The 21,793-nt window shown below is 72.5% G+C and carries 23 protein-coding genes and 1 tRNA gene; 19 read left to right on the top strand and 5 right to left on the bottom strand.

Annotated elements, in window-relative coordinates; all coding sequences use genetic code 11:
- The first annotated feature begins 83 nt into the window (after positions 1-83).
- The 6 genes from fdh (at position 84) to selB (ending at position 8,761) form a co-directional block, all read left to right on the top strand.
- Positions 84-3,356: a formate dehydrogenase gene (gene fdh, locus IW248_RS09980; RefSeq protein WP_196926716.1), complete on the top strand. Its 3,273-nt coding sequence runs from the start codon at positions 84-86 to the stop codon at positions 3,354-3,356.
- Complete coding sequence (locus tag IW248_RS09975; RefSeq protein WP_196926715.1) at positions 3,346-4,374, top strand: 4Fe-4S dicluster domain-containing protein; 1,029 nt, start codon at positions 3,346-3,348, stop codon at positions 4,372-4,374. The genes fdh and IW248_RS09975 overlap by 11 nt, the downstream gene beginning before the upstream one ends.
- Complete coding sequence (nrfD, locus tag IW248_RS09970; RefSeq protein WP_196926714.1) at positions 4,371-5,522, top strand: NrfD/PsrC family molybdoenzyme membrane anchor subunit; 1,152 nt, start codon at positions 4,371-4,373, stop codon at positions 5,520-5,522. Before IW248_RS09975 ends, nrfD begins: the two co-directional genes overlap by 4 nt.
- Before the next feature lie 13 nt (positions 5,523-5,535).
- Positions 5,536-5,631, top strand: a tRNA-Sec gene (locus IW248_RS09965).
- A gap of 23 nt (positions 5,632-5,654) precedes the next feature.
- Positions 5,655-6,959 carry an L-seryl-tRNA(Sec) selenium transferase gene (selA, locus tag IW248_RS09960; protein ID WP_196926713.1) on the top strand — a complete coding sequence of 435 codons (1,305 nt, stop codon included), beginning with the start codon at positions 5,655-5,657 and terminating at the stop codon, positions 6,957-6,959.
- A gap of 2 nt (positions 6,960-6,961) precedes the next feature.
- The gene (selB, locus tag IW248_RS09955; RefSeq protein ID WP_196926712.1) at positions 6,962-8,761 is read left to right on the top strand and encodes a selenocysteine-specific translation elongation factor; all 1,800 of its coding nucleotides are present in this window, start codon (positions 6,962-6,964) and stop codon (positions 8,759-8,761) included.
- A 28-nt stretch (positions 8,762-8,789) separates the two neighbouring features.
- Here selB and IW248_RS09950 read toward each other — a convergent pair whose 3' ends face one another.
- Positions 8,790-9,830, bottom strand: coding sequence for an NAD(P)-dependent alcohol dehydrogenase (locus IW248_RS09950; RefSeq protein WP_196926711.1), 1,041 nt, complete (start codon positions 9,828-9,830; stop codon positions 8,790-8,792).
- A 92-nt stretch (positions 9,831-9,922) separates the two neighbouring features.
- Between IW248_RS09950 and IW248_RS09945 the strand changes: the two genes are divergently transcribed.
- The 5 genes from IW248_RS09945 (at position 9,923) to IW248_RS09925 (ending at position 13,236) form a co-directional block, all read left to right on the top strand.
- Complete coding sequence (locus IW248_RS09945; protein ID WP_196926710.1) at positions 9,923-10,552, top strand: TetR/AcrR family transcriptional regulator; 630 nt, start codon at positions 9,923-9,925, stop codon at positions 10,550-10,552.
- A gap of 70 nt (positions 10,553-10,622) precedes the next feature.
- Positions 10,623-11,363, top strand: a complete 741-nt coding sequence (locus IW248_RS09940; protein ID WP_196926709.1) for a hypothetical protein — start codon at positions 10,623-10,625, stop codon at positions 11,361-11,363.
- A 58-nt stretch (positions 11,364-11,421) separates the two neighbouring features.
- Positions 11,422-11,619, top strand: a complete 198-nt coding sequence (locus tag IW248_RS09935; protein ID WP_030327722.1) for a hypothetical protein — start codon at positions 11,422-11,424, stop codon at positions 11,617-11,619.
- Between the two features lie 80 nt (positions 11,620-11,699).
- Positions 11,700-12,977, top strand: coding sequence for a hemolysin family protein (locus IW248_RS09930; protein ID WP_196926708.1), 1,278 nt, complete (start codon positions 11,700-11,702; stop codon positions 12,975-12,977).
- A 73-nt stretch (positions 12,978-13,050) separates the two neighbouring features.
- Positions 13,051-13,236 carry a hypothetical protein gene (locus IW248_RS09925; protein WP_036410487.1) on the top strand — a complete coding sequence of 62 codons (186 nt, stop codon included), beginning with the start codon at positions 13,051-13,053 and terminating at the stop codon, positions 13,234-13,236.
- Between the two features lie 5 nt (positions 13,237-13,241).
- Here IW248_RS09925 and IW248_RS09920 read toward each other — a convergent pair whose 3' ends face one another.
- Positions 13,242-13,892, bottom strand: coding sequence for an HhH-GDP family DNA glycosylase (locus IW248_RS09920; RefSeq protein ID WP_124822159.1), 651 nt, complete (start codon positions 13,890-13,892; stop codon positions 13,242-13,244).
- A gap of 131 nt (positions 13,893-14,023) precedes the next feature.
- Here IW248_RS09920 and IW248_RS09915 point away from each other — a divergent pair, with 131 nt between their 5' ends.
- On the top strand, positions 14,024-14,227 hold the full coding sequence (locus tag IW248_RS09915) for a hypothetical protein (RefSeq protein WP_124822158.1): 204 nt from the start codon (positions 14,024-14,026) through the stop codon (positions 14,225-14,227).
- Here the strand turns inward: IW248_RS09915 and IW248_RS09910 are convergent, their stop codons facing one another.
- The 3 genes from IW248_RS09910 to IW248_RS09900 form a co-directional block, all read right to left on the bottom strand.
- Positions 14,228-14,704, bottom strand: a complete 477-nt coding sequence (locus IW248_RS09910; RefSeq protein WP_196926707.1) for a hypothetical protein — start codon at positions 14,702-14,704, stop codon at positions 14,228-14,230.
- Positions 14,701-14,913, bottom strand: a complete 213-nt coding sequence (locus tag IW248_RS09905) for a phosphatidylethanolamine-binding protein (protein ID WP_088989541.1) — start codon at positions 14,911-14,913, stop codon at positions 14,701-14,703. The genes IW248_RS09910 and IW248_RS09905 overlap by 4 nt, the downstream gene beginning before the upstream one ends.
- 99 nt (positions 14,914-15,012) lie before the next feature.
- On the bottom strand, positions 15,013-15,894 hold the full coding sequence (locus IW248_RS09900) for a universal stress protein (RefSeq protein ID WP_196926706.1): 882 nt from the start codon (positions 15,892-15,894) through the stop codon (positions 15,013-15,015).
- Positions 15,895-16,010: 116 nt separating this feature from the next.
- Between IW248_RS09900 and IW248_RS09895 the strand changes: the two genes are divergently transcribed.
- The 7 genes from IW248_RS09895 to IW248_RS09865 all read left to right on the top strand — a co-directional run bounded on the left by IW248_RS09895 (position 16,011) and on the right by IW248_RS09865 (position 21,741).
- Positions 16,011-16,757: an SAM-dependent methyltransferase gene (locus tag IW248_RS09895; protein ID WP_196926705.1), complete on the top strand. Its 747-nt coding sequence runs from the start codon at positions 16,011-16,013 to the stop codon at positions 16,755-16,757.
- 71 nt (positions 16,758-16,828) lie between these two features.
- A complete protein-coding gene (locus IW248_RS09890) occupies positions 16,829-18,001 on the top strand; it encodes a PP2C family protein-serine/threonine phosphatase (protein ID WP_196926704.1) in 1,173 nt (390 codons plus the stop codon).
- A 56-nt stretch (positions 18,002-18,057) separates the two neighbouring features.
- Entirely contained in the window at positions 18,058-18,519 is a 462-nt protein-coding gene (locus tag IW248_RS09885; RefSeq protein WP_124822164.1) for a MarR family winged helix-turn-helix transcriptional regulator, read from the top strand.
- 294 nt (positions 18,520-18,813) lie between these two features.
- On the top strand, positions 18,814-19,446 hold the full coding sequence (clsA, locus tag IW248_RS09880) for a cardiolipin synthase ClsA (protein ID WP_196926703.1): 633 nt from the start codon (positions 18,814-18,816) through the stop codon (positions 19,444-19,446).
- Entirely contained in the window at positions 19,443-20,387 is a 945-nt protein-coding gene (locus IW248_RS09875) for a DUF881 domain-containing protein (RefSeq protein ID WP_196926702.1), read from the top strand. The genes clsA and IW248_RS09875 overlap by 4 nt, the downstream gene beginning before the upstream one ends.
- The gene (locus tag IW248_RS09870; protein ID WP_030327710.1) at positions 20,384-20,716 is read left to right on the top strand and encodes a small basic family protein; all 333 of its coding nucleotides are present in this window, start codon (positions 20,384-20,386) and stop codon (positions 20,714-20,716) included. The genes IW248_RS09875 and IW248_RS09870 overlap by 4 nt, the downstream gene beginning before the upstream one ends.
- 11 nt (positions 20,717-20,727) lie before the next feature.
- Entirely contained in the window at positions 20,728-21,741 is a 1,014-nt protein-coding gene (locus IW248_RS09865; protein ID WP_196926701.1) for a DUF881 domain-containing protein, read from the top strand.
- The last annotated feature ends 52 nt before the right edge of the window (positions 21,742-21,793 follow it).

Genomic DNA, 21,793 nt, shown 5'->3' with positions numbered 1-21,793 from the left:
GCGCTGTCTGCGTCCCGGGTTCGCGAACCTGTCTCAGTTGACCTATGTTCAGGGGGTCGCTCGCGTGGGAGGGGGTGCCGGGGATGGGTCTGCGGACCTTTGTCGAGGGTTGGCCGGTCTACCGCCAGCTCACCGGCACGGACCCGTTGGGTCGGGGTGCGGCGGCGAAGTCCGACGGGTCCCGCGCGCTCACCGCTCGTACCGAGGACGCCGACAGCGTGGCCCGTTCGGTGTGCCCGTACTGCGCGGTGGGTTGTGGTCAGCGGGTGTTCGTGAAGGATGGGCAGGTCAGTCAGATCGAGGGTGATCCGGACAGTCCGATCTCGCGGGGTCGGCTCTGCCCGAAGGGCTCGGCGAGCAAGAGCCTGGTCACGAGTCCGTTGCGGCAGACCACGGTCCGCTACCGCCGGCCGTACTCGACGCAGTGGGAGGATCTGGAGCTCGACACCGCGCTCGACATGATCGCGGACCGGATCCTCGCCGCCCGCGAGCAGACCTGGGAGGACGTCGACACGCAGGGTCGACCGCTGAACCGGACGCTGGGTATCTCCAGTCTGGGTGGGGCGACGCTGGACAACGAGGAGAACTACCTCATCAAGAAGTTGTTCACCGCGATGGGGGCGCTCCAGATCGAGAACCAGGCCCGTATTTGACACTCCGCCACTGTCCCCGGTCTGGGGGCCAGCTTCGGTCGTGGCGGTGCGACGGATTTCCAGCAGGACATCGCCAACGCTGACGTGATCGTCATCCAGGGTTCGAACATGGCTGAGGCGCACCCGGTGGGTTTCCAGTGGGTGATGGAGGCCAAGCGCAAAGGCGCGAAGGTTTTCCACGTCGACCCGCGGTTCACCCGGACGAGCGCGGTCGCTGATGCGTACCTGCCGATCCGGGCGGGCACCGACATCGCGTTGCTCGGTGGGGTGGTGCGCTACATCCTCGACAACGACCTGGACTTCCGGGAGTACGTGCTCTCGTACACCAACGCGGCGACGATCGTCAGTGCAGAGTTCAGCGACACCGAGGACGGCGACGGCTTCTTCTCCGGCTTCGACCCGGAGACCGGCACGTATGTGCAGGACAGCTGGCAGTACGAGGGGCATGAGGGTTCGTCGGGCAGTGGGCACACCGCCCAGGAGCGGGACAGCGCCGCAGGGTTGACGCACGAGTCGCACGGCGCGCCGGTCGGCGGGCAGACCCGGCGTGACGAGACGTTGCAGCATCCGCGCTGCGTCTACCAGATCCTCAAGCGACACTTCGCCCGCTACACCCCGGAGATGGTGGAGCGGGTGTGCGGTATTTCGCAGGCGCAGTTCCTGGAGTTGGCGCGGGCGTGGACGGCGAACTCCGGCCGGGACCGCACCGGCATGCTGATCTACTCCGTCGGGTGGACGCAGCACAGTGTGGGTGTGCAGTACATCCGTACCGGCGCGATCATCCAGTTGTTGCTGGGCAACATGGGCCGTCCTGGTGGTGGCGTCATGGCCCTGCGGGGGCACGCCAGCATCCAGGGCTCGACCGACATCCCGACGCTGTTCAACCTGTTGCCCGGCTATCTGCCAATGCCGCACCACGCCGAGCACCCGAGCTTCGACGAGTGGGTGGACAGCATCCGCCACCCCGGGCAGAAGGGGTTCTGGGGCAACGCGCGGTCGTTCGCGGCCAGCCTGCTCAAGGCGTACTGGGGTGACGCGGCGACGCCGGAGAACGACTTCTGCTACGGCTACCTGCCCCGGCTGACCGGTGATCATGGCACATACCAGCAGGTGCTCAACATGATCGACGGAAAGATCAAGGGGTACTTCCTGCTGGGGCAGAACCCGGCGGTCGGGTCGGCGCACGGTCGGGCGCAGCGGCTCGGGATGGCCAACCTGGACTGGTTGGTGGTCCGGGACCTGTTCATGATCGAGAGCGCGACGTTCTGGCAGAACGGCCCCGAGGTCGCCACCGGGGAGATCGTGCCGGAGGAGTGCCGCACTGAGGTGTTCTTCCTGCCCGCCGCGTCGCATGTGGAGAAGGAGGGCACGTTCACCCAGACGCAGCGGTTGTTGCAGTGGCGGGAGAAGGCCGTCGAGCCGCCGGGCGACGCCCGCTCCGAGTTGTGGTTCTTCTATCACCTGGGCCGCAAGTTGCGGGAGAGGCTGGCCGACTCGCCGCTGCCGCGCGACCGGGCGCTGCTCGACCTCACCTGGGACTACCCCACGCACGGCCCGCACGCGGAGCCGAGCGCCGAGGCGGTGCTGCGCGAGATCAACGGGTACGACGTGACGACCGGCCGTCCGCTGTCCGGTTTCGCCGAGGCCCGCGCGGACGGCTCCACCGCGATCGGTTGTTGGATCTACAGCGGGGTGTACGCCGACGGCGTGAACCAGGCGGCCCGGCGCAGGTCCCGGCACGAGCAGGACTGGGTGGCCGCCGAGTGGGGCTGGGCGTGGCCGGCGAACCGGCGCATCCTCTACAACCGTGCGTCCGCCGACCCGGACGGCAACCCGTGGAGTGAGCGCAAGCGTTACGTGTGGTGGGATGCGGACAAGGCCGAGTGGACCGGTTACGACGTGCCGGACTTCGAGAAGACCAAGCCGCCGTCGTACCGGCCGCCGCCCGGCGCGTCCGGGACGGAGGGCATCGCGGGCGACGACCCGTTCGTCATGCAGGGCGACGGCAAGGGTTGGCTGTACGCGCCCAGCGGTGTCCTGGACGGGCCGTTGCCGACGCACTACGAGCCGGTGGAGTCGCCGGTGCGTAACCCGCTCTACGGTCAGCAGGCCAACCCGACCCGCAAGATGTACGCGCATCCGGTGAACTCGGTGAACCCGAGCCCTCCGCAGGAGCACGGTCAGGTGTTCCCGTACGTGTTCACGGTCAGCCGGCTCACCGAGCACCACACCGCCGGCGGGATGAGCCGGACGGTGTCACCGTTGGCCGAGCTGCAACCGGAGATGTTCGTCGAGGTGTCCCCGGCCCTTGCCGACGAGGTGGGGCTGACGCATCTGGGCTGGGCGCACCTGGTCAGCGGCCGCGCGGTGATCGAGGCGAAGGTGCTGGTCACCGACCGGCTCACCCCGCTGCGGGTGGACGGTCGGATCATCCACCAGGTGTGGTTGCCGTACCACTTCGGTTTTGAGGGGCTCGTCACCGGCGACTCGGCCAACGATCTGTTCGGCATCAGCCTGGACCCGAACGTGCTGATCCAGGAGAGCAAGGTCGGCACCTGCGACGTGCGGCCGGGTCGCCGTCCCACCGGCCCGGCGTTGCTCGACCTGGTGGCCGACTACCAGCGGCGCGCCGGCATCACCCCGGGCCAACACGCCCCGGCCGTGACCACCGACAACGAGGGGAAGGAACACGGTGCTTCCTGACCCGAACAGCCTCTACGGTCCGCTGGACCCGGCGCCCGACGCGGGCTATGAGAACGCGCCACCCCGGATGGGGTTCTTCACCGACACCAGCGTCTGCATCGGCTGCAAGGCCTGCGAGGTCGCCTGCAAGGAGTGGAACGGCGTCCCGGAGAACGGGCTGGACCTGCTCGGGATGTCGTACGACAACACAGGCGCGTTGACCGCGAACTCGTGGCGCCATGTGGCGTTCATCGAGCAGCCGCGCCCGGCCGGGCATGGCGCCTCGCCGACGGACGTCCTCGGCCCGACCCGACCGGCCGACGCCGGCCCGACCCGACCGGCCGACGCCGGCCCGACCCGACCGGCCGACGCCGGCCCGACCCGACCGGCCGACGCGGGCGCGGGACCGCAGTTCCTCGGGATGCCGGGGGCGCAGCCGCCGGGCCGGGGCACTGGCGTCGAGGAGCGCACGGATTTCCGCTGGTTGATGATGTCGGACGTCTGTAAGCACTGCACCCACGCGGCGTGCCTGGATGTGTGTCCGACGGGTTCGTTGTTCCGGACGGAGTTCGGCACGGTGGTGGTGCAGGAGGACATCTGCAACGGGTGTGGGTACTGCATCTCCGCCTGCCCGTACGGGGTGATCGATCAGCGTAAGGACGATGGTCGGGCGTGGAAGTGCACGCTGTGCTACGACCGGTTGGGTGCGGGGATGACCCCGGCCTGTGCGCAGGCGTGCCCGACCGAGTCGATCCAGTACGGGCCCCTCGACGAGCTGCGCGAACGCGCCGCCGCCCGGGTGGAGACGCTGCACGACCGTGGCGTTCCCGAGGCGCGCCTGTATGGGCACGACCCGAACGACGGCGTCGGCGGTGACGGTGCGTTCTTCCTGCTGCTCGACGAGCCGGAGGTGTACGGGCTGCCGCCCGACCCGGTCGTGACGACCCGGGACCTGCCGAAGATGTGGAAACGTGCCGGCCTCGCCGCGCTCGCCATGGCGGCGGCGACCGTCGCCGCGTTCGTCGGAGGTTCCTCATGACCCCACCGGGCCCCGTGGGCGACCGGTTCCGTCGCTTCCGGGAGCGGCTCGCCGCCGAGAGCCTCGACCGATCACCGGTGAGCGACGACCGCCCCAGTACCGCCAGCGGCAGCAGGGAAGCCGGGGGCCGGCAGGGCCGGCGGGGCAGGCGGCGTGGCGGCGGTGAGGAACTGCGGGTGCCGGAGGCCGAGTTCACGTCGTACTACGGTCGGCCGGTTCTGAAGGGGCCGGTCTGGAAGTGGGACATCGCCGCGTACCTGTTCACCGGCGGGTTGGCGGCCGGTTCGTCGCTGCTGGCCGCGGGCGGGCAGCTGACCGGGCGGCCCGCGCTGCGGCGCGCCGGTCGGGTCACCGCGTTGGCGGCCGTCAGCGCCAGCGCCGTCTTCCTGGTGAGGGACCTGGGCCGGCCGGCGCGGTTCCACCACATGCTGCGGGTGGCCAAGCTGACCTCGCCGATGTCGGTGGGCACGTGGATCCTCACCGTGTACGGGCCGGCGGCGGGCGTCGCCGCGATCGCCGAGGCGGCCGGTGTGCTGCCCCGGCACGGTCTGCTCGGGCTGGCCGGCCGCGCGTTGCCGTCGATCGGGCACGCCGCTGGGCTGGTCGCCGCCGGCACCGCGCCGGCCCTGGCCACGTACACCGGGGTGTTGTTGGCCGACACGGCGGTGCCGTCGTGGCATGAGGCGTACCCGGAGCTGCCGGTGATCTTCGCGGGCAGCGCGCTGGCCAGCGGCGCCGGCGTGGGTCTGCTCGCCGCGCCGCCGGCCCAGGCCGGGCCGGCCCGCCGGATGGCGGTGGCCGGCGCGGCCCTGGAGCTGTACGGCGCGCATCGGGTGGAGACCCGCCTCGGCCTGCTCAGCGAGCCCTACCGGTTGGGTCGGCCGGGTCGGTTGCTGCGCGCCGGGCGGTTGTTGACCGTCGGCGGGGTGGCGGGTGCGCTGCTGGGCCGGCGCAGCCGGGTGGTCGGGGCGCTCTCCGGGACCGCGCTGCTGGCCGCGTCGGTGCTGACCCGGTTCGGCATCTTCTACGGCGGCGTCGCCTCGGCCCGCGACCCCCGCTACACGGTGGTGCCGCAGCGCGAACGGGTCGAAGCCCGCCGAACCGGCATGGATCTTCCATCTGATCGGGCGGTCCCGCCCGCGGTGTGATCGAATGTCCGGTGGAGGCGTTCAGGCGGCTGGTGCCCCTCCCGGTCTTCAAAACCGGAGTGGTCCGGGACCCGGGCCAGGCGGGTTCGATTCCCGTCCGTCTCCGCCACATCGCTTGCAGGAGATGACGTGATGGGCGACGGCCCGGTGGACCCGCGACGTCGGGTGCCCCGTACGGACACGCTGCTCGCCGACCCGGTGCTGGCCGCCGCCACCGCGACCCTCGGCCGGGAGCAGGTCAAGGCGATCGTCTCCCACGCGCAGGGCCGCGCCCGCCGCGGTGAGCTCAACCCCGACGAGGTACGCGACGCGGCCGTCGCCGCGCTACCCACCCCCGGCCCCCGGTTGGTCCTCAACGCCACTGGTGTCGTGCTGCACACCAACCTGGGTCGGGCGCCGTTGTCGTCCGCCGCGGTCGCCGCGGTGGTGGCCGCCGCCGGGCACACCGACGTCGAGTTGGACCTGGCCACCGGCCGGCGGGCCCGACGCGGCCGGGGCGCGCTCGACGCGCTGGCCGCCGCCGTGCCCGACGCGGGCGCCGTGCACGTGGTCAACAACGGCGCCGCCGCGCTGGTGCTGGCCGCCACCGCGTTGGCCGCCGGTCGGGAGATCGTGGTCAGCCGAGGCGAGCTGGTCGAGATCGGCGACGGTTTCCGCCTGCCCGACCTGTTGGAGAGCACCGGCGCGCGGCTGCGGGAGGTGGGCACCACCAACCGCACCACCCTCGCGGACTACGCCGCCGCGCTCGGCCCGCAGACCGGCTTCGTGCTCAAGGTGCACCCGTCGAACTTCCGGGTCACCGGCTTCACCTCCGCCGTCGGCGTACGGCAACTGGCCACGCTCGGGGTGCCGGTCGTCGTGGACATCGGCTCCGGGCTGCTCGGCGCGGACCCGCTGCTGCCCGACGAACCGGACGCGGCCAGCACCCTGCGCGCGGGTGCCGCGCTGGTCACCGCCAGTGGCGACAAGCTGCTCGGCGGGCCGCAGGCGGGGCTGCTGCTGGGTGACGTCGAGGTGATCGACCGGCTGCGTCGCCACCCGCTGGCCCGGGCGCTGCGGGTGGACAAGCTCACCCTGGCCGCGCTGACCGCCACAGTGAATCAACCGGAGACCCCGACCCGGGTGGCGCTGCACGCCGACCCGGGTGCCCTGCGCGAACGGGTGGAGCGGCTGCGGGACCGGCTCGGCGCGGACGGCCGCAAGGCGGAGGTGGTGCCGGCCGTCGCGGTGGTCGGCGGCGGCGGCGCCCCCGGGGTGGAGTTGGACTCCTGGGCGTTGAGCCTGCCCGAGCGGTACGCGGCGCCGCTGCGCGTCGGAGACCCGCCGGTCCTCGGTCGGGTGGTGCGCGGGCGGCTCCTGCTCGACCTGCGCTGTGTGCCCGCCGACGCCGACGAGGCCGTCCGCGCTGCCGTGCTGCGCGTACCCGGGGACGACTGAGCGTGTTCGTCGTCGCGACCGCCGGGCACGTCGACCACGGTAAGTCGACGCTGGTCCGGGCGTTGACCGGCATGGAACCCGACAGGTGGGCCGAGGAACGACGCCGGGGGATGACCATCGACCTGGGTTTCGCCTGGACGACGTTGCCGTCCGGCGGGACCGTCGCCTTCGTCGACGTACCCGGGCACGAGCGGTTCGTGCCGAACATGCTCGCCGGGGTCGGCCCGGTGCCGGCGGCGCTGATCGTGGTGGCCGCCGACGAGGGCTGGATGCCGCAGTCCGCCGAGCACCTGGCCGCGCTCGACGCGCTCGGTGTCGCGTACGGCCTGCTGGCGGTGACCCGCGCGGACCTGGCCGACCCGGGGCCCGCGACGGCCCGCGCCCGCGCCGAGATCGCCGCGACCAGCCTCGGCGTGGTGCCGGCGGTGGCGGTCAGTGGCCTGACCGGGGCCGGCCTGTCGGAGCTGCGGGCCGCCCTGGACCGGCTCGCCGCCCAACTGCCCGCGCCGACGCTCGACGACCCGGTCCGGCTGTGGGTGGACCGCAGCTTCACCGTGCGGGGCAGCGGCACCGTCGTCACCGGCACCCTCGGCGCCGGCCGGATGCGGGTGGGCGACGAACTGGAGCTGGCCGGCACCGACGAACCGGTCCGGGTCCGTGGCCTGCACTCCCTGGGCGAGGCCCGAGCGGAGGCGGCGGCGGTCGCCCGGGTGGCGGTCAACCTGCGCGGTACGCCCCGCGACCGGCTGGGCCGGGGCGACGCGTTGCTCACCCCGGGCCGGTTCCACCACACCGACCTGGTCGACGTCCGGCTCGCCGGCGACCCGGCCGCCGACCTGCCGGCCACCCTCACCCTGCACGTCGGGTCGGCGGCGGTGCCGGTGCGGCTGCGCCCGCTCGGCCCGGACACCGTCCGGCTGCGGCTGGCCCGCCCACTGCCGTTGCTGGTGGGCGATCGGGCGCTGCTACGGGACCCGGGTCGCCACCACGTCAGCGGTGGGGTGCGGGTGCTGGACGTGGCGCCCCCACCGCTGGCCCGACGGGGTGCGGCCGCCGCCCGCGCCCAGGTCCTCGCCGAGTTGGACGGTCGACCCGACCTGGCGGGGGAGCTGCGCCGTCGCCGACTGATCCGGGCCGGCGCGTTGATCCGGATGGGTGTGCCGGTGCAAGACCTGCCGGTGCACGCCGAGCCGATGGGAGACGGGCCGGCGTACGCCGAGCCGGTGGCCGGTGACTGGTTGGCCGACCCCGCACACTGGCGGCGGCTCGGCGAGCAGTTGACCGAGGAGGTCGCCCGGCACGCGCGGGAGCACCCGTTGGCGCCCGGGATGCCGGTGGACGCGCTGCGGCAGCGCCTCGCCCTGCCCGACCGGGTGCTGGTCGAGGCGCTGGTCCGGCCGCCGCTGCGGATCCACGCCGGTCGGGTCGGGGCGGCGAGCGCCGACGCGTTGCCCGAGCCGGTGGCCCGGGCCGTGCAGCGGGTCCGCGCCGAGTACGGCGACCGGCCGTTCCGCGCCCCCGAGGCGGACCGTCTCGTCGATCTCGGTCTGGGCCCCCGGGAGATCGGCGCCGCCGTGCGGGCCGGCGCTCTGCTGCGGCTGGCCGACAACGTGGTGCTGCTGCCCGACGCGCTCGACGACGCGGTCCGGGTGCTGGCCGGGCTGCCGCAGCCGTTCACCCTCTCCGCGGCCCGGCAGGCGTTGGACACCACCCGCCGGGTGGCGGTGCCCCTGCTGGAGCTGCTGGACCGGCGGGGCGCGACCCGCCGGTTGCCCGACGACGCCCGGATCGTCGTCACCTGAGCGGGCGCCACGACCGGGTCAACCGCTGTCAGTCCAGGTCGGACATGTCGAGCACGAAGCGGTAGCGGACGTCGTTTCGCCGGAGGCGGTCGAGTGCCGTCTCCACCTGCGCCGACGGGAGCACCTCGACGTCGGCGGCGATGCCGTTGTCGGCGCAGAACTGGAGCATCTCGGCTGTCGAGCGGCGGCCTCCGCTGCCGGCGGAGCTGAGCCTCTTGCGGCCGACAAGCAGGTCCATCGCCTCGACGGTGACCGGGCCCAGGTATCCGAGCAGGCTGAGGGTGCCGTCCATCGCCACCACCTTCAGGTACGGGGCGAGGTCGTGCGGAGCGGAGATGGTGTCGATGACGACGTCGAAGGTGTCGCGTGTCGCTGCCATCTGGCGGGTGTCGGTGGAGTCCAGGAAATCGTGTGCGCCGAGCCGGAGCGCGTCGTCGCGCTTCTCCTGGGTGCGGCTGATGACGGTCGTGGTGGCACCGAGTGCGACGGCCAGCTTGACCGCGAGGTGACCCAGGCCGCCGAGCCCGGCCACGGCGACGCGACTGCCAGGGCCCACACCGAGGGCACGCAGCGGTTCCCAGACGGTGACGCCGGCGCACATCAGCGGGGCGGCTGCGGCCGGGTCGAGGCCGGAGGGGAGCGGGTAGGCGAAGCGGTCCCGCACGACGTACTCGCGGGAGAAAGCGCCCAAGGTGGTCGACCCGTCCCGCCGGTCGGTGCCGCCGTAGGTGAGAGTCGGGAAGGAGCGGCAGAAGTTCTCCTGTCCTGCTCGGCACATCGCACACGTGCCGCAGGAGTCGACGATGTTGCCCACCGCGACGCGGTCGCCGACCGAGAAGGCGGTCACCTCGGCCCCGGTCCCGGTCACCACACCTGTGCATTCGTGACCGGGCACCAGAGGCGCTATCGCACGCTGGTCGTGGTCGCGCAGGGAGTGCAGGTCGGTGTGGCACACGCCGCTGTAGTCGACTCGCACCGCCAGATCGTCTGAGCGCAGGTTACGGCGTTCCAGCGACGTACGCCGTAGCGCCGTCGGGCCGCTCGCCCGCCATCCGATGGTCGTTCGCATACACACATCCTTAAACAGACTGTTCGGTCTGCCGACCATAGCTCCGGTCACGGGGGGAGGCAAACCAACTGTTCTGTTGCTAGAGTGGCGGCATGCCGGAGCAGCCCCTGACCTCGCGCGGCACCGCGACCTACCAGCGCATCCTGGACGCCGCCACCGCGGAGTTCGCCCAGCACGGCATCGCCGGAGCGCGCATCGAACGCATCGTGACGGCGGCGCGCACCAACAAGGCGCAGCTCTACGCCTACTTCGGCGACAAGGAACGGCTCTTCGACGCGATCTTCCTCAGCTCACTCGAGCGCATCACGAACGTGGTGTCGATCGACGCTGACGATCTTGCCGACTGGGCCGTTCGCCTCTACGACGAATACCTGCGCCGCCCCGACCTCATCCGCCTCGCGACCTGGACGCGACTGGAGCGCCGGCCCGTCGGGCACCTCGTCGAGACCCACCAGCACTACGACGATCGCAAGCTCACGGCCATCGCCGAGGCGCAGGCCGCCGGGCGGGTGCGCGCGGGCGACCCGTTCGACCTCATGGCTCTGGTCATCGCCATGTCCATGGCCTGGTCGCCGGTCAGCAACGTCTACGCGGCCAGCAGCCTGGAACCCGACGACGTTCATGATCAACGCCGCGCCCTGCTGCGCGACTGCGTCCGGCGAGCCACTGTGCCGTCGGACGGAGCCACTGTGCCGTCGGACAAGGATCAACCGGACCGTTGACCGCCGCACGGCCGTCAGTCGCGGCCGATCCGGGGCTGACAACAGTGCGCCGAGGTGCGACGGTGAGCTGATGGTCGAGGCGATCCCCACGCGGTCACGGGCCTCCCGCCGCCGGTGGCGTGCGGTCGTCCCGGTGGTGCTGCGCTGGGCGCTGCCGGTGCTGTGGGTGCTGTGGGCGTCCCTCGCGTGGTGGGTCGAGCCGCGTGAGTCCACCGAGGCGCAGCTCGACCGGGATCTCGCGACTGGCCAGGTGGTGGCCTTCCAGCGGTCGTCCGGCTGGGCCGACGACGGCGCGTACTGGGGGAGCCGGCCGCGTGCGCAGTACGCGCCCGACGGCGGGATGCTGACCTGGACCGTGTCGAACGGCCAGCACCGTTACGCCTCCGGCACGCCGCTCGCCTTCGAGTCGTACCCCGCCGAGCCGGACTCGTCCGCGAGGGCCGAGCAGGAGGCGCGGCGTGCCGCGCTCGCCGACGCGAGGCAGGCAGGTGGCAGCACCGCGTACCGGATCGGGAACGCCGTGGCTCTGCTCGCTGGTGTGCTGACCGTGCTCTGGCTGGGCCGGTTGATCGGTGGCGCGCCGCCCGTGGTCGGCACCCGGTGGTTCTGGTTCTGGGTCGGGCTCCTGCCGTTCGGCTTGGGTGTGCTGGCCTGGACCTACCGGGAGCTGTGGAGGCCACCGCCAGCGCCGGTGCCCGGCCGTGGCTCGGGGTGGCGGGGGTTCGGCTGGTTGATCCTCGCCGCAGTCGGCGTCAGCCTCGTGGTGGCCGTTGCCCGCATCGTGTTCGGGACGACTGTGGTGCCGGGCTGAGTCGGTGCTGCCCGGCCAACCGGCCCCGAGGTCGGCGGTGGTCACCTACGGTGACGCCATGGACCCTTCGGCGGTCTGGCGGGACCGGCAGCACCGGTGGCGCATCGAGGCGTACCGCGCGCCGGACCTGCGCTTCGCCATCTACGCCACAAATGGCCCCACCGAGTCCGTGCCGCTGTGGCTGTTCGGGATGTCGGCGCTGGCCCGGTGGTTGATGACCCACGCCATCTCGCTGGACGACCTGGAGGTCGACTGAGCGGTGGCGCGGTCGCAAACCGCGCCCGCGCCGCGCCCCGCTGCGGTTGAGTGACCTCAGGCGGCGGACGGGGGTACGCGATGGGCGGTCAGCTCGGGCAGTTGGCGTTGGTGGCCGTGCTGGTGCTGGTCAACGCCGCCCTCTCCGGCAGTGAGATGGCGCTGGTGACCCTGCGGGAGGGGCAGTTGCGGCGGCTGGGCCGGCGCAGCCGCGCCGGTGACCGGTTGGTGCAGCTGTCCCGCGACCCGAACCGCTACCTGGCCACCATTCAGCTCGGCATCACCCTGGCCGGGTTCCTCGCCTCGGCGGCGGCCGCGGTGTCGTTGGCCAGCCCGCTGGTCGGCCCGTTGGGTTTCCTCGGCGGGGCGGCGCGTCCCGCCGCGGTGCTGCTGGTGACCGTGCTGCTGACGTTCGTCACGCTGGTGTTCGGCGAGTTGGCCCCGAAGCGGCTGGCCATGCAGCGGGCCGAGCGCTGGGCGCTGCTGAGCGCCGGCCCGTTGAATCTGCTGGCCCGGGTGTCCCGGCCGGCGGTGTGGCTGCTCAGCCGGGCCACCGACGCGATCGTGCGGCTCGCCGGCGGTGACCCGCGGGCCAACCGGGAGGAGATGACCGAGGAGGAGCTGCGGGAGATGTTGGCCAGCCAGCGCGGCCTGTCGGCCCAGCAGCGGGAGATCCTGACCGGCGCGTTCGACATCGCCGGCCGGACCCTGCGGGAGATCCTGGTGGCCCGGCGGGAGGTGACCACGCTGCCGGCCGGTCTGGCCTCCGACGAGGGTGTTCGGCGGCTGGCCGCCGCCGGGCGCTCTCGTGCTCCGGTCACCGGTCCCGGCGGCCTGGACGAGGTGCTCGGTGTGGTGCACATCCGCGACCTGGTGCGCGCCGGCACCGCCCCGGTGGGCGAGCGGGTTCGGCCGCCGCTGCTGCTGCCGGTGACCCTGCCGGTGGCCGACGCGATGCGTCAACTGCGGCAGGAACATCACCAACTGGCTTTGGTCGTCGACGAGCACGGAGGTATCGACGGCATGATCACCATGGAGGATCTGCTGGCCGAGGTGGTCGGCGAGTTGTACGACGAGACAGACCGTGACGTGCGCGGGGTCGTCCGGGAACCGGACGGGTCGCTGCTGGTGCCCGGTGACTTCCCGCTGCACGACCTGCCCGACCTGGGGGTGCGGCTGAGCTTCCCGTTGTCCCGGGACTACACGACTGTGGCTGGTCTGGTGCTGGCCCGGCTGCGGCACCTGCCGGACTCCCCGGGTGAGACGGTGCGGCTGCCCGGGCTGACCCTGCAGGTGGTGGAGGTCGCCGATCGGGCGGTGCGCCGGGTGCGGCTCTGCGGGTTCGTCACCGAGCGCTGACCATTCACCCAGAAGGCTGACAAAAGCTCCAAATCGACGAGGCGGCGATCGCGGTCCGCCTACGGTGCCAGACGTGAAGGACCGAGGGTTGCGTACGTTCGTCACGGTGCTGGCCGGTCTCGCGGTGATCTACTTCGGCAGCGCCGGCCGCAGCCCCGAGGAGGGCCGTGGCATCTCCGGCGGGGTGGTGGTGCTGGCGTTGCTCGCCGCGTTGCTGGTGTGGCACCTGACCCGCCCGGGGGACAAGACGGTCAAGTGAGCGCCTCAGCGGGCGGCGACGCGGGTGACCTCACCGGCGGACTCCTCACCCAGCGCCACGCGTACCAGCGCTGAGGCGAGCCGGCCGAAGTCCGGCCCGTCGACGAGACCGGCGAGCCGGTCCGGAGACCCCGGCAGACCCAGCCGCTTCGCCCCGGCCAGGGCCCTACGGTCGACGTACGGGCGTACGTCCGCCCAGACCGCCTGCGCCTCGCGCAGGTAGATGTCGGCGCCGGTGGGGCCGATGCCGGGGAACTCGGTGAGCCGCCGCCGCAGCCCGGCCGGGTCGCCCTGGGCCTCCCGGTGCAGGCGTCGCAGGTCACCGTGCCAGCGGTCCAGGCACAGCCGGGCGCCGGTGCCGAGCATGGTGGCGGTCCGCTCGTCGTAGCGGCGGTAGTGCCCCCGGCCCAGCGCGTCGACGCGCTCCTGCCAGCTGGCCGCCTCCATGGCCTGTGGGGTGCGGTAGCCGGCGGCGAACAGCTCCCGTGCGGCGTCCACCGCCACGCACGCCCGGATCCGGGTGCTCAGCAGCGTGGTCAGCACCAGCAGTTGGTACAGCGGCCCGGGGCGGTCGGCGAGCCGGATGCCGGCCTCCTCGGCGTACGTGCTGCCACGCCTGTCGAGCAGGACCCGCACCACACGTCGATCATCGCCCATCCGGACGGGTTACCCACTTGCGGCCCCGCTAGCCCTCGCGCCGGTGACCACGGCCGGAATGCCACCGGGGCGGGCGGGTATGCCGACGGTGGAGGCGGTCGATGCCGCCCCGTACCGGAGGGAGACACCCCGTGACGAACCCGCAGCAACCGGAGTTGCGCCGCAACGCACTGGGCGCGACCAGTCAGGACAACAAGGGCCCCGCCCCTGGCGGGCATCCGGCCAACCGTGGCACGTCGCGCGGCGACGCCGGTCGGCCGGTGCCCAAGGGGCAGGTGTCGCCGTACGGCCCGGCCGGTGAGCCGGTGGCCGAGGACGACAGCGACGCCCGCTGACTAGCGGCCGCGACCTGGCGGCCGCCGCAACCTGTTCCAGGTTGCGGCGGCCGCCAGCCCGTACGCGAGGTGCGGGATGATGTCGGAGATCCAGTCGGAGCGCCGCCACGTACGCGGGTCGCTGATCCCCAGCACGGTGATCGACCCGTCGGTCATGGTCATGACGCCCGCGCCGAGCAGGCCGGTGGCCACCGGCAACGGCTGACGCCTACCACCGGCGTACAGCGCGAACCCGACGCCCGCGGCGATGCCCAGCCCGTAACCGATCAGCGGCCCGAGGCCCGAGCGGCGGTTGGCCGCCCGGGCCCCGTTGCCCAGGTCCACGTGCGCGATCCCGGCCAGCCGGTCGACGGTCTCCTGCGGAACGTCGCTCCCCGGTCGTGCCCGTAGCGCCATGTCGAGGTAGCTGACCACGTTCAGCGCGGTGCTGCCGACGGCGCCCGCGATGGCGCCGTCGGCCACGTCGACAGTCCTCACTTAGGGTCGCCCGGTTCGCGCTCGCTCTTCGGGCCGTACGTGCGGTCACCGCGCACCACGCCCCGCTGTCCGCGATCCTCCTGGAGGATCCTGTTGGCCACCTGGTTGGCCTTGCCGTCGGGTACTCGGCGTCCGGAGTCGTCGATGGCGTTGCGCAACCGCGCCCGCTGCTTGTCGTACGCGTTGCTGCCCGGCCGTGGTCCTGGCATCTGTGCCTCCTTCGTCGGTCTGGGCACCTGGTGCTGCCCACCGTCCGCTGGGCGTACCGCGGCCGTCTACCCGTCTCACGGCGGACCAACCCCGGCGGGCTACTGGGGCGCGCGGACCACGACGACCGGGCACTGCGCGTGGTGCAGCATCGACTGGCTCACCGACCCCAACAGCAACCCGGTCACCTCGCCGCGCCCGCGCCCACCGACGACCGCCAGTTGGGCGGAACGGGACGCCTCGGCGAGCACACTGCCGGGTCGACCGTGGACGACCCGGCAGGTCAACCGCAGACCCCTGTGGTCCTCGGTGAGCCCGGTCAGCCACCCGGTGAGCATCCGCTCCTGCTCGCCGTGCAGCTTCGCCTCGTCGTACACCAGGGGTTGCATGTCGCCTGGCCCGCTGCTGCCGGGGTGTCGGTAGGCGTGCAGCGCCACCAGCGGCACGCCGAGCGACACGGCGGTCTCGGCGGCGAAGTCCGCCGCCCGCCGGGAGCCGTCCGAACCGTCCACCGCGACCAGCACCGGCTCGTCGGGTCGTTGCGTCCCGCGCGCGACAAGCACCGGGCAGTCGGCGTACGCGGCGACCTGCACCGCGACCGAGCCGACCACCAGCGCGGAGAATCCACCCAAGCCGCGGTCGCCGAGCACGATGAGCGCGGCGGTGGGGGACTCGCCCACCAGCACCGCGGCGGCCTCCCCGTCGATGATCTCGCCGGAGATCGACAACCCGGGCACTGTCGCCTCGGCCTCGCGCACCGCGGCCTCGATGAGTTCCTCGGCCCGGTGGCGCAGCCCACCGCCGGGTGGCGCGTCCGGGGCGGGGGAGACCGGTACGTGCAGCAGCGGCCAGATGAAACCGTGCACGACCCGCAGTGGTCGGTGTCGGCGTGCCGCCTCGGTCGCGGCGAGGCGTACGGCGCGCAGCGCCGACTCCGAGCCGTCGACGCCGACCACCACCGCCGCGTTGTTCGCCGAGTTCACCGCCCACCTCCGCTCGCGGCCAGTATCGCGGGCCCGGACGCCCCCGCGCCGCGATACCGCTGAGCGCGTCCCGGTCGGTACGCTGGCGACGACCGGCCGGGGAGGGAGCGTCGCCGATGGGTGAACCAGACCAGCCGAGCACCGCGCGCATGATCGACTTCTGGCTCGGCGGGCAGCATCACTTCCCCGTGGACGTGGCCGCCGCGAGCGCCTTCGAACAGGCGTACGGGCCGTGCGCGCCGGTGTTCCGGGAGCTGCGGGCGTTTCTGGGCCGGACGGTGCGGGCCATGGCCGCCGACGGCGTGGACGGGTTCCTGGTGTTCGGCGCCGGGGTGCCGACGATGGGCAACGTGCACGAGGTCGCCACCGACGCGACAGTGCTCTACACCGACGTCGACCCGGTCACCATCCGACTGGGACAGAGCATCCTCGCCGGCAGCGACCGGGCCGGCTACGGCTTCGGCGACGCGACCGACATCGGCTCGGTCGACCCGGCACAGCTGCACCGCTTCGTGCCGGGGTGGGGTCGGCGGCCGGTCGGAGTGGTCTTCCTCGGGTTGGCCGCGTTCCTCGACGACGCGACGCTGACCCGTACCCTCGACGAGCTGTACGCTGCCGCGGCGCCGGGCAGCCTGCTGGCGGTGGACTTCGACACCGAGGAGTTGGCGGCTCATCCGCAGGCGCTGGCCATGATGGGGCCGCAGTTCCGGATGCGTCCACCGGCGGCGTTCGCGCCCCTGCTGGGTCGGTGGGCGCCGACGGCGGACGGGATCGTCCCGGTCGCCGAGTGGCGGCCGGACGGTCCGCCGGCGCGGGTGCCCGATGCGTTCCACGGTGTGCTCGCGACCCGCCCGGGTGACTGACCGCGCCGATCATCCGTCCGGGGGCGTCCGTATGATGCTTGCCCTATAGCAAGCTTCTGGGGAGGACGACGATGGTAGACGCGCCGGACGTGGTGTCGCGCGCGTTGCGCGAGGCCCCGCCCGATCAGTTGGCGGAGGCCGCGGACCGGGCGATCCGGTCGACGATGGGCGCGCTGCGCACCGACGTCTTCGTCGCCGACTACCGGATCAGCGGCCTCTGGCCGGTGCTGGACCCGGACCTGCCGGCTGCCGGTTTCCTGGCCTGCCACACCATGGCCCAGCGCTGCTTCAGCAGCCAGCAACCGGTACGCGACGGCGAGGGCCCCTGCCGGCTCTACCTGCCGTTGACAGTGTGGGGAGAGCGGCTGGGCGTGCTGCTGATCGAGCTTCCGACCGTACCGAATCCGGCGGTCACCGGTCGTGCCACGGACATCGCCGGCGCCCTGGCGGTGGCGATGCGCGCGGCGGACCGGGAGACCGACCGTTACCGGCGGGCCCGGCGCCGGGAGCGGCTGACGATGGCCGCCGAGATGCAGTGGGACCTGCTGCCCGGTCGCGGCGTGGCGCACCACGCGTTCGACCTCGCCGGTCAGCTCGAACCGGCGTACACGGTGGGTGGCGACCACTTCGACTGGTCGCTGGACGGCGACCGTCTCACCGTGACGGTGCTCAACGGCGAGGGCAGTGGGCTGGCCGCGTCCCTGTTGACCGCGGTCACTGTCAACGCGATGCGCAACGCGCGTCGCTCCGGTGGTGGCCTCGTGGAACAGGCCGAGTTGGCCTCGGACACGGTCTTCTACCAGCACCGGGGCGCGCGTTACGTGGCCACCCTGCTGCTCGAGGTGGACACCCGCTCCGGCCGGGTGCGGGCGGTCGACGCGGGCTCGCCCCATCTGTTGCGGATGCGCGGGTCCACTGTCGAGCCGATGAAGCTCGATCCGCAGTTGCCGTTGGGCATGTTCGCCGAGACCCGCTACGAGCTTCAGGAGATGCAACTGGCGCCGGGTGACCGCCTCTTCGTGGTCAGCGACGGGGTGTGGGCTGCCGAGCCACCGGGTCAGGAGCCGTACGGGCAGCGGATGATGGCTCGTTCCCTGCGCGCCACGCGGCTGCAGCCGCCGGCCGAGGCGGTTGGTACGGTGATGCGCGAACTGCACGCCTATCACGCGGATTCCGATCTGCGCGACGACGCCGTCGTGGTCTGTCTGGACTGGCGCGGTCCGCGCGAACGGGGCACGGGGTGAGAATCGCCGCCGCGTTGCCGGGCGGGCACCAGCGCGACGACGGCAGGGGACATCAGGTGGAGCGACCTGCGGATCTCGCCGCGGCGATCGACGCCGCCGCCGGGACGCTGATCGCCGTGCTGGATTCGGCCGCGTCGCGGCACCAGGTGCCGCCCACCCAGCTGAGGGTGCTCACGCTGCTCAGCGGTCGACCGGAGACCAACGTCAACGGGTTGGCGGAGCTGCTGGACGTGGTGCCCTCGTCGGCGAGCCGCCTGTGTGACCGGCTGGAGGCGACCGGGCTGTTGCGCCGGGTGGCCGATCCGCGTGACCGGCGTGAGGTGCGGTTGGTGCCGACCGCCGCCGCGCTGACCCTGTTGGGGGAGTTGGCCGAGCGGCGGCAGCGTGCGGTGCAGGTGGTGCTGGACCGGATGCCGGCGCGGATGCAGCACGAGCTGTTGCTGGCGCTTGTCGGGTTCGCGCGGGCGGCGACCTCGGTGCCCGAGCAGCAGACCGATTCCGCCGTGCAGACGGCCTGAACGCCGTCTCCTTTCCACTAGTATCCTAGGACGCTCTACGCGTGGTGATCCACGCCACAGTGCGCCGCAGCCGCACCGACAGCCCGGCGGCGGCACCCGGCCGGTGAGAGGAAGCCCGATATAGTGACAGCGCACCTACCCGGCCCGCGATCATCGAGATCGCGGGCCGCGTCAGGGGAAGGGGCCCCGCCCGGGGCCGCAGGGGAGAGCCGGCGCTCGTCGGCCCGACAGCGCGCACGACCCTCAGCCGCGCCCGGCGTCGGCCGGGGGCCCGCGTGCCGTGGAGGAGGATCGGTGTCGCGTCGGCCGGCTCGGGCAGAGCAACCGCGGGACACCGGTGACGAGGCCCCCGGCAACCAGGTGCTCACCCTGCCCAACCTGATCAGCTTCGGGCGGCTGCTGGGCGTGCCGCTCTTCCTCTACCTGTTCCTGGTGGAGCGGGCCGACGTGGCGGCGGTCGTCGTGCTGGCCATCGGCGGCACCACCGACTGGGTCGACGGGTGGATCGCCCGCCGCCTGCACCAGGTGAGCCGCCTGGGCGAGCTGCTGGACCCGCTCGCCGACCGGCTCTACATCCTCGCCACCCTGATCGCCTTCACCGCGCGGGAGGTGGTGCCGTGGCAGTTCACCGCGGCGCTGCTGGCCCGTGAGGTGCTCCTGCTCGCCTCGCTGGCGGTGCTGCGTCGCTACGGGTACGGGCCGCCGCCGGTGCACTACGTGGGCAAGACCGCCACGTTCCTGCTGCTCGCGGCGTTCCCGGTGCTGTTGTTGGCCTCCGCGGCGGCCGACGTGGCGACGGCGGCGAGCGCCATCGGTTGGGCGTTGGCCTGGTGGGGGCTGGTGCTCTACTGGGTGGCCGGCGGGATGTACGTCGTGCAGGCGGCCCGGCTGGTGCGCGCGGCGCGGGGCCGGGGAGCGGCGGCGTGAGCGCGCCGCGGCTGGGAAAGCCCGGCCAGGACCGGGTGTACGCGCCGGATTTCCTCACCGAGTTGTTCCGCAACCCGCTGGATCCGGGGTACGCGGACGCGGCTGCCGCCCGTCGAGGCGCGGCGGAGTCCGCTCCGGCGCGGGGGTGGCGGGCCTTGCCGGCGCGGTCGGTGAGCCTGGTCGTGGTGGTGATGCTCGGTTTCCTGTTCGCGGTGGCGTACCGGCAGACGGTGGCGGACGAGCCGGGGCGCAGCCAGGCCCGCTCGGGTCTGGTGACGCAGATCAAGGAGCGGGAGAGCCAGACCGACCGGTTGTCCACCCAAGCGGATCAGCTGCGCGAGGAGGTCAGCCGGCAGCGGGACGCGGCGTTGAGCGGGTCGGCCGCCGCCCGGTTGCGCAACCTGGAGGCGAGCACCGGGCTGGGTCGGGTGCGTGGTGATGGTGTGGTGGTGCGGTTGGCGGACGCGCCGGACAAGGCGGACGCGGTGACCGGTGCCGGAGCTGGGCCGCCGCGGGTGCTCTACAGCGACCTGCAGGGGGTGGCGAACGCGTTGTGGAGTGCTGGCGCGGAGGCGATCGCCATCAACGGGCAGCGGTTGACGTCGACGTCGACGATCCGGTCGGCGGGTGAGGCGATGCTCGTGGACTTCCGGCCGGTGACCGGGCCGTATGAGGTGTCGGCGATTGGGCCGGGTTCGATGCGGCGCAAGTTCGAGGACAGCCGGAACGCGGCGCTGATGCGGAAGGTCGCGCAGGGGACCGGGTTGTCGTTCGGTGTGCGGGAGGCGGATGACCTCACCCTGCCGGCGGCGCCGGAGCCGCAGCTACGCTACGCCAAGCCGTCGGTCAGTCCGAGCCCTTCCGCGTCGGGTGTCCGGTCCGGCAGTCCCGGGTCGTCCGGTCCGGCGACGACTGTTAGTCCCTCCGGAGGTGGCCGATGATCGCGGTGCTGGCGTTGCTCGCCGGTGTGGTGCTGGGCGTGTGGCTTGATCCCACGGTGCCGGCGGCGTTGCAGCCGTACCTGCCGATCGCGGTGGTGGCCGCGTTGGACGCGGTGTTCGGTGGGGTGCGGGCCCGGTTGGATCGCATCTTCGACGACAAGCAGTTCGTGGTGTCGTTCATTTCGAATGTGCTGGTTGCTGGTCTGATCGTGTATCTGGGTGACCAGTTGGGGGTGGGCGGGCAGTTGTCCACAGGTGTGGTCGTTGTGCTGGGTGTGCGTATCTTCGGCAACGTGGCGGCGATCCGTCGACACCTCTTCCGGGCGTAGGTTGGGTTGCGATGAGTGACGAGCAGACCGACACGGGCACCGGCTGGCCGCAGCCGGCGGGTCCGGTGCGGCCGGGTGGTCCGGCGGGTGAGCCGGATCCGCGGCCGGATGCGCCGGATCCGGATGAGTTGAGTCCGTTGGCGCCGCAGGGGCCCGCGCAGCCGCAGCCGTCGGATGACGAGCCCGCGGCGGAGCCGGGTGTGGAGCCGGTCGACGACGGTGCGACGGTGGACCTGAGCGCGGTGTCGCGGTCGGGGGAGCCGGTCGCGGATTCCGACGGGTTGGCGGAGCCGGTGGGGGAGCCGGTGGCGCCGGTGGCGGCTGGTCGGTCCCGGTGGAGTGCGGCCGGGGTGATGATCGCGGCGTTGTTGGCGTTGCTGGGGTTCACGTTGGTCGTGCAGTTGAAGACGACGTCGACGGACCCGACGTTGGGGGCCACCCGGCAGGAGGACCTGGTTCGGATCCTGTCGGATCTGGATGCGCGGGAGAACCGCCTGCAGCAGGACATCCGTGCTCTGGAGGACAGTCAGCGGCAGTTGCGCTCCGGTGAGCAGGGTCGTCAGGCGGCGTTGGACGAGGCGACGCGGCGGGCGGACGAGCTGGGCATCCTGGCGGGGACGTTGCCGGCGGTGGGGCCGGGGTTGACTGTGCAGTTCGACGCGGGTGCGAAGCCGATCTCGGCGAACCGGGTGTTGGACGCGGTGCAGGAGTTGCGCGGTGCGGGCGCCGAGGCGATGCAGATATCCGGTGGGGATCGGGCGACGGTGCGGATCATCGCATCGACGTACTTCCTCGATGAGGACGACGGGTCGTTGATGGTGGAGGGGCGTCGGTTGTCGGGGCCGTACACGATCACGGTGATCGGTGATCCGGCGACGATGCGTACGGCGTTGAACATTCCTGGTGGGGTGGTGGCGTCGGTCCGGGGTGACGGCGGTAACGTGACGTTTGGGGAGCGTGAGGTTGCCGAGGTTTCGGCGCTGCACGTGCCGATCAAGTTGGAACACGCCCGTCCGGTCTCCTGACCGGCGCGGCCGCGCCGGACCCGGGTGGTCCGGGGCACCGATGGATGAAGGA

This window comes from Micromonospora ureilytica, from assembly GCF_015751765.1.
In the GTDB taxonomy this organism is placed as follows: Bacteria; Actinomycetota; Actinomycetes; order Mycobacteriales; family Micromonosporaceae; genus Micromonospora; species Micromonospora ureilytica.
Note: the sequence above shows the minus strand (reverse complement) of the source record. Positions and strands in the feature narration are given on the sequence as shown.

Excerpts from the sequence above, each read along its gene's own strand:
- nrfD (WP_196926714.1), top strand. The coding sequence starts at position 4,371 with ATGACCCCACCGGGCCCCGTGGGCGACCGGTTCCGTCGCTTCCGGGAG.
- selA (WP_196926713.1), top strand. The coding sequence starts at position 5,655 with ATGGGCGACGGCCCGGTGGACCCGCGACGTCGGGTGCCCCGTACGGAC.
- IW248_RS09950 (WP_196926711.1), bottom strand. The coding sequence starts at position 9,830 with ATGCGAACGACCATCGGATGGCGGGCGAGCGGCCCGACGGCGCTACGG.
- IW248_RS09945 (WP_196926710.1), top strand. The coding sequence starts at position 9,923 with ATGCCGGAGCAGCCCCTGACCTCGCGCGGCACCGCGACCTACCAGCGC.
- IW248_RS09940 (WP_196926709.1), top strand. The coding sequence starts at position 10,623 with ATGGTCGAGGCGATCCCCACGCGGTCACGGGCCTCCCGCCGCCGGTGG.
- IW248_RS09935 (WP_030327722.1), top strand. The coding sequence starts at position 11,422 with ATGGACCCTTCGGCGGTCTGGCGGGACCGGCAGCACCGGTGGCGCATC.
- IW248_RS09930 (WP_196926708.1), top strand. The coding sequence starts at position 11,700 with ATGGGCGGTCAGCTCGGGCAGTTGGCGTTGGTGGCCGTGCTGGTGCTG.
- IW248_RS09920 (WP_124822159.1), bottom strand. The coding sequence starts at position 13,892 with ATGGGCGATGATCGACGTGTGGTGCGGGTCCTGCTCGACAGGCGTGGC.
- IW248_RS09905 (WP_088989541.1), bottom strand. The coding sequence starts at position 14,913 with ATGCCAGGACCACGGCCGGGCAGCAACGCGTACGACAAGCAGCGGGCG.
- IW248_RS09895 (WP_196926705.1), top strand. The coding sequence starts at position 16,011 with ATGGGTGAACCAGACCAGCCGAGCACCGCGCGCATGATCGACTTCTGG.
- IW248_RS09890 (WP_196926704.1), top strand. The coding sequence starts at position 16,829 with ATGGTAGACGCGCCGGACGTGGTGTCGCGCGCGTTGCGCGAGGCCCCG.
- IW248_RS09870 (WP_030327710.1), top strand. The coding sequence starts at position 20,384 with ATGATCGCGGTGCTGGCGTTGCTCGCCGGTGTGGTGCTGGGCGTGTGG.
- IW248_RS09865 (WP_196926701.1), top strand. The coding sequence starts at position 20,728 with ATGAGTGACGAGCAGACCGACACGGGCACCGGCTGGCCGCAGCCGGCG.